This is a genomic window from Pseudomonas sp. 2822-17 (genome assembly GCF_002742485.1).
In the GTDB taxonomy this organism is placed as follows: Bacteria; Pseudomonadota; Gammaproteobacteria; order Pseudomonadales; family Pseudomonadaceae; genus Aquipseudomonas; species Aquipseudomonas cyclaminis.
The window spans coordinates 67,913-81,213 of record NZ_LJRZ01000738.1; the positions used below are offsets into that span (position 1 = coordinate 67,913).

Annotated in this window: 10 protein-coding genes and 1 pseudogene; 3 read left to right on the forward strand and 8 right to left on the reverse strand. The window is 53.2% G+C overall.

Translation table 11 applies throughout. From position 1 onward, the window contains the following. Positions 1–249 precede the first annotated feature (249 nt). From AOA60_RS32805 to AOA60_RS24435, 8 genes and pseudogenes are all read right to left on the reverse strand, one after another. Complete coding sequence (locus AOA60_RS32805) at positions 250–1,317, reverse strand: endonuclease/exonuclease/phosphatase family protein (protein WP_099586499.1); 1,068 nt, start codon at positions 1,315–1,317, stop codon at positions 250–252. A 30-nt stretch (positions 1,318–1,347) separates the two neighbouring features. After that, a complete protein-coding gene (locus AOA60_RS24405; RefSeq protein ID WP_099586500.1) occupies positions 1,348–1,911 on the reverse strand; it encodes a hypothetical protein in 564 nt (187 codons plus the stop codon). Further along, entirely contained in the window at positions 1,908–3,869 is a 1,962-nt protein-coding gene (locus tag AOA60_RS24410) for a hypothetical protein (protein ID WP_143522560.1), read from the reverse strand. Before AOA60_RS24410 ends, AOA60_RS24405 begins: the two co-directional genes overlap by 4 nt. Positions 3,870–3,876: 7 nt before the next feature. Next, entirely contained in the window at positions 3,877–6,039 is a 2,163-nt protein-coding gene (locus tag AOA60_RS24415; RefSeq protein WP_099586502.1) for a hypothetical protein, read from the reverse strand. After that, complete coding sequence (locus AOA60_RS24420; protein WP_099586503.1) at positions 6,032–7,177, reverse strand: tyrosine-type recombinase/integrase; 1,146 nt, start codon at positions 7,175–7,177, stop codon at positions 6,032–6,034. The genes AOA60_RS24415 and AOA60_RS24420 overlap by 8 nt, the downstream gene beginning before the upstream one ends. Positions 7,178–7,306: 129 nt before the next feature. Continuing rightward, positions 7,307–7,675: pseudogene (locus AOA60_RS24425) on the reverse strand (endonuclease); the annotation flags it as partial. Between the two features lie 4 nt (positions 7,676–7,679). Next, positions 7,680–7,931 (reverse strand): DUF1654 domain-containing protein, encoded by a 252-nt coding sequence (locus AOA60_RS24430; protein WP_099586504.1) that lies wholly within the window; start codon positions 7,929–7,931, stop codon positions 7,680–7,682. A gap of 184 nt (positions 7,932–8,115) precedes the next feature. After that, positions 8,116–9,204 carry an asparaginase gene (locus tag AOA60_RS24435; RefSeq protein ID WP_099586505.1) on the reverse strand — a complete coding sequence of 363 codons (1,089 nt, stop codon included), beginning with the start codon at positions 9,202–9,204 and terminating at the stop codon, positions 8,116–8,118. Positions 9,205–9,757: 553 nt separating this feature from the next. On the opposite strand from AOA60_RS24435, the gene AOA60_RS24440 reads away from it, so the two are divergent. From AOA60_RS24440 to AOA60_RS24450, 3 genes are read left to right on the forward strand one after another with little or no spacing between them, the layout of a single operon-like run. Continuing rightward, positions 9,758–10,714: a sugar ABC transporter substrate-binding protein gene (locus AOA60_RS24440; RefSeq protein ID WP_099586506.1), complete on the forward strand. Its 957-nt coding sequence runs from the start codon at positions 9,758–9,760 to the stop codon at positions 10,712–10,714. A gap of 57 nt (positions 10,715–10,771) precedes the next feature. Next, positions 10,772–12,325 (forward strand): sugar ABC transporter ATP-binding protein, encoded by a 1,554-nt coding sequence (locus AOA60_RS24445; protein WP_099586507.1) that lies wholly within the window; start codon positions 10,772–10,774, stop codon positions 12,323–12,325. Further along, entirely contained in the window at positions 12,322–13,299 is a 978-nt protein-coding gene (locus AOA60_RS24450; RefSeq protein WP_099586508.1) for an ABC transporter permease, read from the forward strand. The genes AOA60_RS24445 and AOA60_RS24450 overlap by 4 nt, the downstream gene beginning before the upstream one ends. The last annotated feature ends 2 nt before the right edge of the window (positions 13,300–13,301 follow it).

Genomic DNA, 13,301 nt, shown 5'->3' on the forward strand with positions numbered 1-13,301 from the left:
TAGACGCTTGGCCCTCGGCTCTAGGATCTAGCCGGCCTGAAGCTTGCGATCACGGGCCGACAGTTGTCTGCCGACCGCTCTCTAAAGATATCGTCGTCGGTCTTCATTCGTCCTTGGAGGAGCGGTGGCCAGGGGCAGCAAACCAGCGTTACACGAAGCTCTCCCGCCCGGCCTTAAAAATTAAGCTGCCTCAAGGACGCTGGTATTTACCAAAGCTCTTTGATCGCGGCCGTCCGCACCGCCGGTGCATCAAGTTTTCTTGCAGTTACCCGCCAAGCGAAAATGCTGATTAACCGCATCTGCTTCACTATCGAAAGACACGCGGTTTTTTTCTGACACCGCATCATATGACGGGCAATCCGGACGGTGGTAAACCAAAGTTTTCCGGTTACCAATGATGGCGACATTGAGTGACTTTTTGTTTTGCCTTGCTTGAGCTGACTTAGTTTTGGTCTGTGCCTGGTCGGCGGTCACTGACGTCGAGCCTGTGCCACTTTTGCTGAGTTCGGCATTCAGAAAAATCGGTGCATGATCAGATACGCTGCGTCGACCTTGAACATGGCTCAATCTCAAATATTTTGGATAGTCAAACACCTGCACCGAATTGACCTTCATTGTAGAGTCCTTGCTGACAAAAATGTTGTCATAGAGATTGGCGAATTTTCCGTCCGTGGTGGAAAGGGTGGTTGCGCCATTCAGTACAAGTGGTCTTGCGCTTGAGTCCAATCTATCCCAGGCAGGGGAGGTAGGCGGGGTGTTGAAATCACCCATCAGCATGATCTGGCTGTTGCCTGGGTAGGTATCTTTCAGCCACGACCAATAATTCGAGAGCGCCACTATCTCTGAGGCACGGTCAGCTTGGCTTTTGCCGTAGAGAATGTGGACTGTTGCAACTACGAAATAGGAATTGTCAGTGAGGGATTTGAATCGAGCTGAATAGGGCTCTCGTTCAAATGTATCCTTTCGATCGAGGTAGGTCACAGCCCCGTCTTCATACGCGATAGCCTCATCTTTCCACACGAAGCCGTACATTTCTTTGTAGGTCGATCGACCCACAGCGTGCGAAGCCATGAAGCTCCATTGCTTGCCGGTTTGTCTGGTCAGTTCCTTGGCCAATGCGGCGAGAGCCTCTTCACTCATCAATTCCTGAACGGCAAGAAAATCGACTTTCTTTGCAACCTTCGCTATTGCGACAAAATCCTTCGTGTCCCGGATGCTGAGATGTTCGAGGTTCCAGGTACCTATGTTCGTGGCCGCGAGGGCGTTGGTGCAGCAAAGTAAAAGACAAACAGCGATGTACCGGAAAAACTTAAGCATTAGGGACTCTATGGCAAAATTTGGTAGGCGTCAGTTTTTGATGGCCTTCATCATCTGGCGAAGCTGCTTACTCAGTTCACCATTACGCAACTGAAGCTCGGCGTTCTCAGCTTTAAGATACTCGATGGTGCTTACGAGGCTTCTATGGCTATCGACCATCTGGTTACCAATGGCCGCAGTGAGCGCCTCAGAAAGACGAAGATTGGTTAGGCGTTCGATTTCAGCTGTTCGCGAACGAAGCTCGTTCTGTATGACCGCCTTCGTGCGCTTTATCCTCGGGCGGTATTGGGTGGCTGAAAGGCTTTTCCAAAGTTCTTCAAGTTCAGCATTCTTTTGGAGGATCAACTCATTGAGTTCAGGCTGACGGCGTTTGTTCAGCAAGCTGTCATGGACACCACTGTCTTTGGCAATGTTGCGAGCTACGATTCTTCTTTCTTTGATACTGAGTTTTTCGCCCGCCTCCATAGACGCCTTGATGCGGTCAAAAGCCTTACATACGTGCAAGTAAAGGTTTCGCTTCGTTGTAGAGGTGACCCAGGAAGGTTCTTCGGGGACTTCAGTGCTATTGGAATACTGCCCTAAGCTGAATTTCATGCTGTTACCTTCTCTTCCAAGCGACGCTCGATTTTCCGAACGACTTCTCCACTCATATTCCCGAGAGCCTTGAGAGGATGGTTCTCCGCAATGAATTGGTGTGAGATTGCTGTTCGCTCAAGCTCCCGCTTCTGCAGGTTATTGTTCATACTGTGAGGGCATCCGGCGCAGACTTCCGGCGTGCTGCGTTGATCTACGTTCGGCGTACCAGTCTTAGGGTCATGGCACTTCGCGATATGCTGCTCATTAGCGCGCAGTGCGCAATAGCCCCATTCGAATGCGGTAAACCGCTCAAATTCATTAGCCAAGGCACTGAGGCGCTCATCGAATTCATCTCCTGTGAGCACGGAAATTTCTGCCATTTCTTTATCAATGCGTTTGGCCGCTGGCCCATAGAAGCGATCGTCCAATTTGCCATGTGCAATCCGGCCCATCACCTCTTTGGCGTAGTCGCGTTCCATGCTGATACGAACAGACTCGCTCAGTTTCTCGCGGGTATAGCGCCTGGTATGGAAAGAGCCATATGAATGGCGGAAATGCTCCCGGATCTTTTCCATGACATTCCCATCAAATCTGCGCAGTGCAAACTCTGCAAAGGTATGACGGGCTTGGTGAGGCGAGACCTCACTATGAATCTTGCCAGCATCGGGGTACTTTTCTGCGACATGAGTCTTATAGAAAGACTTGAACCAACCCCTCAATGCGAATAGACCGTAGCCTGCGTCTGCCAACCATTGCTCATCGCTGAATTTGCCAGTGCCACGGGCGACAAGAAAAGCTTCTGACCTGTAAGCTCTATGGAGTAACGGCAGGTTGAACTTCTCCGTATCCACCGCCGACAGGTTTTTCATGAGTGTTGCTGCTTCTGCGGCAAGTCCGTGTAACGATCTTGGGTGCGCGAGCCCTGATTCTGTTTTGTAGTTTTCGGATGTAAACCACCAAGAACCGTCCGGTTCTTGCTCGTAATCTGCAAGTCGCATTCCGTTGATTTCCGAAATGCGAAATCCACTCAATAATGTGATGACGGTCAAGGCTGCCTTAGTGAGCTCACAACAAAAATCACTGAGCGCGCCTTGGTTTTTCCATGGCAAAGATGCGTGGTGCCCTATGGTTGCTCCATCGATTGCGTTACCAAGCTTTATCGCAGACGGCGCCCAGTCTCGTTCAAAACGTGACAATACGTATCCCGGCGTCTGTATCCTTCTGTAAAGGGCGAGGCGATCCTTTTCACCAAACCAGCTTGTGATTTTCGTCTTTTCGCTACGCCATTGAGTAAAAAATATAGCCGCGATTTTTGCTTCATCTGATTCTATTTGGGTGATCGCTTCAGCGAGCATCAACGAAGCACAAGTCATAGGGATTGAGCCGTAGCTCCCGCCTTTACTCCATACCGCGTATTCTACTTCCAGATGTTTAAGCAAGGGCTCCATTGTGCTTTTTTTGAAAGCTCCGGTCATTCGGTGCACGACACCGTCTACGAGCTTTCCGGAATGGAGCATGGTATAAGTTTGTTCTAGGATCTTACAGAACATTGTCATTGTGGAGGGGCCAAGAATGAGGTCGCCGTCCTGATTATTCTCCTTTTTTACCATTAAAGCGCGGAGCATTGTTTGTATCTCAAGCCTGGACAGAGATTGGAGCGCTCGATCTGTAAAGTTTATCTCCCAGTACTCACAAAAGTCGCGTAAGTAAGCGATTTCTTGGCGTGCACTTGAAAGACTACTTACAACGATGCGTCCTTTCTCGTCTGCATGGCCCCGTGAAATATGCCCTTTCAGGAAATACATCTGTGCATAGAGCCTTTTTTGCATGGAGCATTTCCAGGCAAAATTGATTATGTAGAAAATGCCTGTAATAGGATCCTGAATCTGGAAAGAATCATCTCCTAATTGATTTCCGATAATTGGCGATTCAGGCGACATGGTAAACAGTGCGGATGGGCTTGAATTGATTTGCATGGCTTGTTTACCTTACGACTGGAGTGGGGAAGGTATAATTCTTAAGTATATCCTTTCCCTGGCTAATGGCTTTGTGGTCAAACTTTTCGAGCGCATCCTCTATGTACGCCGCTTGCATTGCAATTGAAAAGGCTTTCAATTCATCTTCGACGGAAAAGTGCTTTAGCTGGTTGATACACTCATTCCGGTAGCTTATAAGTAGTGCGGCTGTAATACCGTTGGTGATGATGAACGTTTTACTTCCTTTCTCAAGCTGTCCAAATGGAGATATAGTGAAGCCTGCCCTTTGAGCAGACAATAGCAACTCGTCAAATTCTTCAAATTCGCCATTGTCAGATTTTGTTTGCGACCAACCGAGCATTAACTTTAGATCTGCCACGCTAATCATTACTTCATCACGAATAGCCGCTTGTACCTTGCGCGCGTCCTCCACCATGAGGTGGCCAACGTTAGATGCAAATAGCGCTCTTTTTTTCAAGCGATACTTTGTCTCGCTCGCGTGCATATATACTACTTCTTTTACGCTTGCAGAGTGCGCGGTCGCATCGGCTCCCACAACCTCTTGAGAATACTTTTCAAACGCTTCATTGCCTGGATTGCCGCCGTCGGTGTCTATGATCGCGCGCGATTGAGCAATGGCAGTAACGCTAATTGTTTGACGTTGTGCGGGACTAGGGTTTTGGCCCGTGATGCCAATCGCCGCATTTTCGTGCCGACGCTTTTTATTGTTCCAGATAGGGCGATTATTCAAAGCAACACGGCGGACTATGTCAGAGAAGGTTTCAATCTCACGATCCGCATCATAAAGCGCTTGATATTGTAGGGTGTTTTGAAATGCGGCCATTACTAGTGGCCGATACAATACACTGTCTACACTCTGAAGGTTACCAGTGACGGGCAGGTTGAACAGCAAATCACCTGTTTCAGGAAAGCGGTTGTGGAAGCTATTTTTTAGTTCCTCAAAATCAACATACGCGCGATATTGCAGAGACTTTGAGTAATGCATCGGTACTTCGCGGATTGATTGCTCGCTTCGGTTTTTAGTATAAATGGGTGAGGCAACGTTTGGGGTAATTCTTAGATCCCCTAGACGCATATCCAAAACGCCGGCTAATTGAACCCTATCCGTAGCCAGCAGCCAAGCAAATGCCACTTCTTCGCTGGGGGTGTGCTTTAAAAGGTATAGGTAATCAATGTTATGAAAGTAAAGTTTGTGGTCGCTGTTCTCGGGATAGATGTCTAACGCTCCTGAGTCTCGAAGGCCCGCCTGAATCAGGCGGTTTGCCTCATCAATTGTCAAGGGCGAGTTGCTTTCAATCTGGGCGTAAGCAAAGTCAGAACTGTTATGGAGAAGCCTTTCTTTTAAGCGTAGGTTTTCGCTTTTGAGGATGGCGCCTGCGAGTGCTTTGTATACAGTGCTACGATCTGTCTTGCTGGTGCTATATCTTAGCTTTTCGTAATCTCCGTTGCACCCTTCAAGTAGGTTGGTGACTTGTTGCATAACACCTTCATCACGGAGTAACTCTAAGCGCTGCTCATTCATTTCCCTGAGAAATTGACAGCAAAAACGTATCGTCGATCTTACAATCTTCAGTTCGTCTTTTTCGGGCTGGTTGGTAATTTGTCCTAAGCTCGGAGTTGCCTGGCCCGCTCGATTGGAAGCGGAAGGAATGTACACAATGGCCTCCCGAACAGCTGCGGCCGCATCGGCGAGTTCAGGATTGCCATAGGCCTCATTAAGAAAGCTATCGAATGCCGTTCGATAAACCGACATGTACACACATACGGTATTCAGTTTGGCTTTTTTTTCAGTGCGTAGATAACGCGTGAAATCTACCATAAATGCCGCTGGTAACGCCTGCGCGTCTGGGTACTCGGTGATTGCCCAATTGGCGAGAGTGTTAAATCTCAAGATTCTATTATAGGCATCTATCAAAGAATTGTTTTTACATTCGGTGCTGTTGAAATATCGCAACAGAGAGCGAAAGATTGGGCAGCCATGAAATTGCTCCGGTATCTCAACGCGGCGGTGCTCGACTTTCTTGCCCTTAGCACCTTGCATCGGAACGATGGCATAGGTATCCGAGGGGCTGAAGTTATGAATAGGGCTGGGCGCAAGCGTGGACAAGCTCGCGGGGGCGTCCGCAACAGCGTCAGTAGTATCAGTCATCATATTCATCGTTCAACGCACGCCTAATTTTTTCACGACGGTGAAGTTTCCCATCGAAAATCACATATTCTTTAGTTGTAGCTTTATCCTCATGCCCCATTTGCTCGGGAACATATTGCCAGGGGTCGTAACCATGTTTGTAGCAAAAATCGACAAGGTTAGTGGCATAGGTGTGTCGTAATGCATGAAAGGTCAACTTGAGGAAGCTGCGCTTCGTCACGAAATGCAAGTGTGGGTTTTTCGTATGAAGCTCAGCTATTATTTGATCAATATTAATTGCGGCTGCGGCTCGTGCTGCCTTGAAGGTATTAGTCGCATGTCCTTTAAACATGGTTGTTCCACGTTGGGTGCATATCAGCGGCCCATCCGCAATATTTTTCCGCCTTCCTTCCAAAAAGTGTTTTATTTTTTTGAAAGCTTTGGGTGGGATGTCGACTTGCCGGAGCTTCTCGCCCTTACCGATAATCGGTACCGTTATTGTTTGGTCATTGGCCTTTTCGGCCTGAGTTACGCGCTTTCTCAAATCACTCGTTAGTAGATTTCTCGAATCGGTCACCTCGGCAGAGCGTAGGCCGCAATAGTAACCAAGATGGAGCACTAGCTCGTCTCGTTCTTTTTCAAATGCGGATTGGGCCTTGATGCTACCCAGTAGCGTCTCGAAGATGTCTCTCTCGACATACTTGTTATACAAGTCAAAGTTGACTCGCTTCTTCCCCTCACCCTGTTTCTTTTGCTCATCCGAAATGTAGTGGTAGGTGAAGGATGCGGGAGCATCAAGCATCCCAATCTGCCAGGCATGCGCGTAGAACAATTTGAGCGTAGAAATGTGGCGATTGATCGACTTGTTGGAACACGACCTGGCCATTTTTAGATGGCCGTACAGATAGCCCGACATGTCTGCGTCTTTGAGTAGCCTCCAGTCCTGTTCGTGTGCTTGCAGTGCCTCGAAGAAGCTTCGGAGGTCATGGGCGCAGGAGCGAATGGAATTTGGCTGCTGGCCTTCTTGGGCGAGGTGTATCAGGAAGAGAGTGGGCGCTGGAACGATGCTCTGTTCTGCGAGGTGGCCGTCTTCGAGGATGGCGTAGGTGCTGAGGGGGCCGCCTGACCAGTTGATCTCCTTCACATATTTGATTTTCACCGCTTAGCGTCCCGATCTCGTGAAGCACCATTCGCTTCATAAAGCCAAGCTAATCAGCAGGTTATCTTGCTGTCAATGTGCCATCGGGAAGAGTGTCAACGTTTCTTAAAAACGGGACTCTCTCGGATAAACCTCGCCGATACTCGGTACCAAATTGTGCAGGTCTGCTTCGGCACGCTTGAACACGTCGTCATGGCGCGTGCAGTTCTTGCGCCCGCCATCCTGCCAGCACTGACGCTGGTGCCCAATCTGCCAGGCCGGAACAATGTGCTCCCACTCGATGCGTGCGGCGCGGCTGGCGTTTTTGCGTGGGATATAGCCGCAGGCTTTCAAGTCCACGCGGTTGCCGCTGTACTTGCAGCCGCAATAGAACTCGGTGGATTGCGGGGCGTAGAGTGTCCAGGCGACTTTCTTGGCTTCACTGAAGGTTCTGGGTGCCTGCGCATGAGCGGTAACGGCAAAAAGCAGGCAACACACAGCAATAAAACGGGCACTCATTCAATCAATCTTCCTTCGGCACAACCCAGAAAATCTGCACGCCACCATCATCTCGATAGGCGAGGGTGACGTTGTCGTTCTCCGCGATTTCTTCCAGTAAACGCTGCCACTCGTCTTCCGGTTCTTCCGGCAAACGGAAGAGCAAGGCTGCCTTGGCTTTTTGCGCGTTGGTGGAATTGATGATTTTTTGCACGCGAGTTGCCAGGCGTGTGTAGGCATCAGGCGGGGTGGGCGCTGCGGAAGAGGATTTTGCCACGGAATACTCCTTGGTAAGCTGTATGTGCATACAGTATTTAACTGTGGGCAATTTCGCAACTGCTTAAAATTCAAGAAGTTCGTCTGACAACGAATTAGGGAGTGAGGTGTAGGGCGGGGAGAGAGGAATAGCGAGGTTGTTGTGGCGAGGGAGTTTGCTCCCTCGCCACCTATACAGTCAGGAATCAATATTCCCAGAAGATTCGTTGCAGTTCTTTGCTGTCCTGGGTCTTGGTCATGGCAACCATCGCCAGAATCCGCGCTTTCTGCGGGTTCAGGTCGAGGGCAGCAACCCAGTCATACTTGTCGTCTGGCTGCTCGGCATTACGCAACACCATGCCGCCGGCATTCACGTGGGATGAGCGAATGATCTGCACGCCTTGTTTGCGCAGTTCCACCAGCGCAGGCACCACTTTGGACGACACCGAACCATTGCCGGTACCGGCGTGGATGATGGCTTTGGCGCCAGCCTGGGCAAGGGCTTTGTAGGCGGTGTCGCTTACGTTGCCGTAGCCGTAGGCGATTTCCACATCGGGCAGGCTTTTGATGGTCTTGATGTCGAATTCCGAATCCATGGTGTGGCGCTTGGCAGGCAAGCGGAACCAGTAGGACTTGCCTTCGACCACCATGCCCAGCGGGCCCCAAGGGCTCTTGAAGGCTTCGGTCTTGATATTGATCATCTTGCTGACGTCGCGACCCGATTGGATCTCGTCGTTCATGGTGACCAGCACGCCTTTACCGCGCGCGTCTTTGCTGCCGGCTACAGCCACGGCGTTGTACAGGTTGAGCATGCCGTCGGCCGACATGGCGGTGCCCGGACGCATGGAGCCGACCACTACGATTGGCTTGTCGGTTTTTTCTACCAGGTTCAGGAAGTAGGCCGTCTCTTCCAGGGTGTCGGTACCGTGGGTGATCACGATGCCATCCACGTCTTTGTTGTCGGCCAGTTCGGCGACCCGGCGACCCAGTTGCAGCAGGTTTTCGTTGTTGATGCTTTCGGACGCAATTTGCATCACTTGCTCGCCACGCACATTGGCGATCTGGCTAAGCTCAGGAACACCGGCGATCAATTGCTCGATACCGACTTTGGCCGCCTGGTAAGTGGCACTGTTGGCGGCGCTGGCGCCAGCCCCGGCAATGGTGCCACCAGTGGCGAGGATCACCACGTTGGCCAGCCTGGCCTTGGATTCGACTTCTTTTGCCTGAGCGGCAACGGGGAACAGCAGCAGCAGGGCTAACGCGCCCGGAACAAAATTCTTCAGTGCAGATTTCATTATTTTTCTCTCTGGTTTTTGATGAGTGCTGTAGCAGGTTCATCTAGAGCGCCCGGGCGATTCTGAATGCCACGAGGTGCTGGGTAGGAGCAGGATTTGTACCAGGCCGATTGTGTTCGCGGATATAAAATAACTTATTGATTTATAACGCTTATTATTGTGGTCTTGACGGGTTGGGTGATGCGGCTGTCCGGCTTTCCGAACAAGCTGCGCGATTGCGTTCGGTTGTCCGAAAATGATCACCGGAAAATCCTGGGTCGCCTGCCGAAGGCTGTTGTTTCAGAGGACGAAACGATGGGGGAAATGTTTAACAACGTCCTTTCGCCGCCCGGGAGGGCAGGAGGTAGAGGCCTTGCATGAAAGGGTGTGTTCTTCCGTTGACAAATCTCGACAAGGTTCTCATAGTTCGACCAACGCAAACGTTTGCGGGATGTTTCACGGCGTACTTCAAGAGCGCTGTGAAGGCTCTTATCAGCCACCCGGGTGGGAGGGTTGCCGAAGCATTCTTCGGTGCAAGCGTTGCTCACAATAATCATAAGATCGGAGTGAACCCATGAAGCTGCCATTCGCTGGACGTCTTCTTGCTGTCGCTGTGCTTGCTGCCGCATCCGCCGCTTTACCCCTGTCCTCCGCATTCGCTGACGACGCCGCCAAACCCAAGGTCGGCCTGGTGATGAAGTCCCTCGCCAACGAATTCTTCGTCACCATGCAAGACGGTGCCAAGGCGTACCAGAAAGACCACGCCGCCGATTTCGACATGATCACCAACGGCATCAAGAACGAAACCGATACCAGCGCGCAGATCGACATTGTCAATCAAATGATCCTCGCCAAGGTCAACGCCATCGTCATCGCGCCTGCTGACTCCAAGGCGCTGGTCACCGTGCTGAAAAAAGCCTCTGACGCCGGTATCAAGATCGTCAACATCGATAACCGCCTGGACCCGGGCGTGTTGAAAAGCAAAAATCTCGAGATTCCCTTCGTCGGCCCTGACAACCGCAAAGGCTCCAAACTGGTAGGCGACTACCTGGCCAAGCAACTGACGGCAGGCGACAAGGTCGGCATCATTGAAGGCGTACCGACCACCACCAACGCCCAGCAGCGCACCGCCGGCTACAAGGATGCGATGGACGCTGCCGGTATGAAGATCGTTTCCACCCAATCCGGCAACTGGGAAATTGACCAGGGCCAGAAAGTCGCCTCGGCCATGCTGAGCGAATACCCGGACCTCAAGGCCTTGTTGGCCGGTAACGACAACATGGCCCTGGGCGCCGTCTCCGCCGTACGTGCGGCAGGCAAGGCGGGCAAGGTAATGGTCGTGGGTTACGACAATATCGAAGCGATCAAGCCGATGCTGAAGGACGGCCGTGTCCTGGCGACTGCCGACCAGGCGGCTGCCCAGCAAGCAGTGTTCGGTATCCAGAATGCGCTCAAGCTGGTCAAGGGTGAGAAAGTCGATGCCAAAGACGGCGTGATCGAAACCCCGGTCGAACTCGTCCTCAAGAAGTAATCCTGGCGGTACCCAACAGCGCCCGCTCGCTCTGAGCGGGCGCCTGGAGATTTTCCTATGTCATCTTCCGCCCCGAACGCTGTCCTCTCGGTCAGCGGTATCGGTAAGACCTATGCCCAACCGGTTCTGTCCGACATCACCCTTACGCTCAACCGAGGGGAGGTGCTGGCGCTGACCGGTGAGAACGGCGCAGGCAAAAGCACCTTGTCGAAGATCATCGGCGGGTTGGTCACGCCGACCACCGGGCACATGCAATTCAATGGTCAGGATTACTGTCCCGCCAGCCGCACCCAGGCTGAGGCGCTGGGCGTGCGCATGGTCATGCAGGAACTCAACCTGCTGCCGACGCTGACCGTGGCCGAAAACCTGTTCCTGGATAACCTGCCCAGCCACTGTGGCTGGATCAGCCGCAAGCAACTGCGCAAAGCGGCGATCGAGGCGATGGCCCAGGTCGGCCTGGATGCCATCGACCCGGACACGCTGGTCGGTAGCCTGGGTATCGGCCATCAACAAATGGTCGAGATTGCCCGCAACCTGATTGGCGACTGCCACGTACTGATCCTCGACGAACCCACGGCCATGCTCACGGCCCGTGAAGTCGAGATGCTGTTTGAACAAATCACCCGCCTGCAGGCTCGGGGCGTGGCGATTATCTACATTTCGCACCGGCTGGAAGAGTTGGCCCGCGTCGCCCAACGCATTGCGGTATTGCGCGACGGCAAACTGGTCTGCGTCGAGCCGATGGCCAATTACAACAGCGAGCAACTGGTCACCTTGATGGTCGGTCGCGAGCTGGGTGAACACATCGACCTGGGGCCGCGCAGCATTGGTGGCCCGGCCCTGACCGTCAAAGGTCTGAGCCGCTCGGACAAAGTCCGCGACGTGTCCTTTGAGGTGCGTGCGGGCGAGATCTATGGCATTTCCGGCCTGATCGGCGCTGGCCGTACCGAATTGCTGCGTTTGATCTTCGGTGCTGACCTGGCCGACAGCGGCACCGTGGCCTTGGGCTCACCGGCCCAGGTGGTGAGCATTCGCTCGCCGGTGGATGCAGTGAGGCACGGCATCGCCCTGATCACGGAAGACCGCAAGGGCGAAGGCCTGCTGCTGACCCAGTCCATCAGCGCCAATATTGCTCTGGGCAACATGCCGGAGATCTCTGGCGGCGGTGTGGTAAACAGCCGCGACGAAACCGCGTTGGCCAAGCGCCAGATTGACGCCATGCGTATCCGCAGTTCCAGCCCGGCGCAATTGGTGTCGGAACTGTCCGGCGGTAACCAGCAGAAAGTGGTAATTGGCCGCTGGCTGGAGCGCGATTGCTCAGTGATGTTGTTCGACGAGCCCACGCGCGGTATCGACGTGGGTGCCAAGTTCGACATTTATGCCTTGCTCGGTGAATTGACCCGCCAGGGCAAAGCGCTGGTGGTGGTATCGAGCGACTTGCGTGAACTCATGCTCATCTGCGACCGCATCGGCGTGCTCTCTGCCGGGCGCTTGATCGAGACCTTCGAGCGCGACAGCTGGACCCAGGACGAATTGCTCGCCGCCGCCTTTGCCGGCTATCAGAAACGTGATGCGCTGCTCAACGATGCAGTGCTTAGGGATACCCCATGAAAACCACAACGACCCCCGGTAAAACTGGCGGCAACTTCTACGGCCTGGGTACCTATCTGGGGCTGGCGGGTGCCTTGCTCGCGATGATTGCGCTGTTTTCGGTGCTCAGCGATCACTTCCTGTCCTATGACACCTTCAGCACCCTGGCCAACCAGATCCCGGACCTGATGGTGCTGGCGGTGGGCATGACGTTTATCCTGATCATCGGCGGTATCGACCTGTCGGTAGGTTCGGTCCTGGCGTTGGCGGCGTCGGCCGTCAGCGTGGCGATTCTTGGATGGGGCTGGAGCGTATTGCCCGCCGCGCTGCTCGGCATGGGCTGCGCCGCGTTGGCCGGCACTATCACTGGCTCGATCACCGTGGCCTGGCGAATCCCGTCGTTTATCGTGTCCCTCGGTGTGTTGGAAATGGCTCGCGGCGTGGCGTACCAGATGACCGGTTCGCGTACGGCCTACATCGGTGATTCGTTTGCCTGGCTGTCCAACCCGATTGCGTTCGGTATTTCACCGTCCTTCATCATTGCCTTGCTGGTGATCATCGTTGCGCAGCTTGTACTGACGCGTACCGTGTTTGGCCGTTACCTCATCGGTATCGGCACCAATGAGGAAGCCGTGCGGCTGGCGGGGATTAATCCAAAGCCCTACAAGATTCTGGTGTTCAGCCTGATGGGCCTGCTGGCCGGCGTGGCCGCGTTGTTCCAGATTTCGCGCCTGGAAGCCGCAGATCCGAACGCCGGCTCCGGCCTGGAGCTGCAAGTGATCGCCGCCGTGGTGATCGGCGGCACCAGTCTGATGGGCGGGCGTGGTTCGGTAATCAGTACCTTTTTTGGTGTGTTGATTATCTCGGTATTGGCCGCCGGCCTGGCACAGATCGGCGCCACCGAGCCCACCAAGCGCATCATTACTGGTGCCGTGATCGTGATTGCGGTGGTCCTCGATACGTACCGCAGCCAACGCGCCAGTCGGCGCGCCTGAGC

Bases quoted from the DNA above. Each gene is read 5' to 3' on its own strand.
- AOA60_RS24405 (WP_099586500.1), bottom strand. From the start codon at position 1,911: ATGAAATTCAGCTTAGGGCAGTATTCCAATAGCACTGAAGTCCCCGAA.
- AOA60_RS24440 (WP_099586506.1), top strand. From the start codon at position 9,758: ATGAAGCTGCCATTCGCTGGACGTCTTCTTGCTGTCGCTGTGCTTGCT.
- AOA60_RS24410 (WP_143522560.1), bottom strand. From the start codon at position 3,869: ATGCAAATCAATTCAAGCCCATCCGCACTGTTTACCATGTCGCCTGAA.
- AOA60_RS24450 (WP_099586508.1), top strand. From the start codon at position 12,322: ATGAAAACCACAACGACCCCCGGTAAAACTGGCGGCAACTTCTACGGC.
- AOA60_RS32805 (WP_099586499.1), bottom strand. From the start codon at position 1,317: ATGCTTAAGTTTTTCCGGTACATCGCTGTTTGTCTTTTACTTTGCTGC.
- AOA60_RS24435 (WP_099586505.1), bottom strand. From the start codon at position 9,204: ATGAAATCTGCACTGAAGAATTTTGTTCCGGGCGCGTTAGCCCTGCTG.
- AOA60_RS24415 (WP_099586502.1), bottom strand. From the start codon at position 6,039: ATGACTGATACTACTGACGCTGTTGCGGACGCCCCCGCGAGCTTGTCC.
- AOA60_RS24445 (WP_099586507.1), top strand. From the start codon at position 10,772: ATGTCATCTTCCGCCCCGAACGCTGTCCTCTCGGTCAGCGGTATCGGT.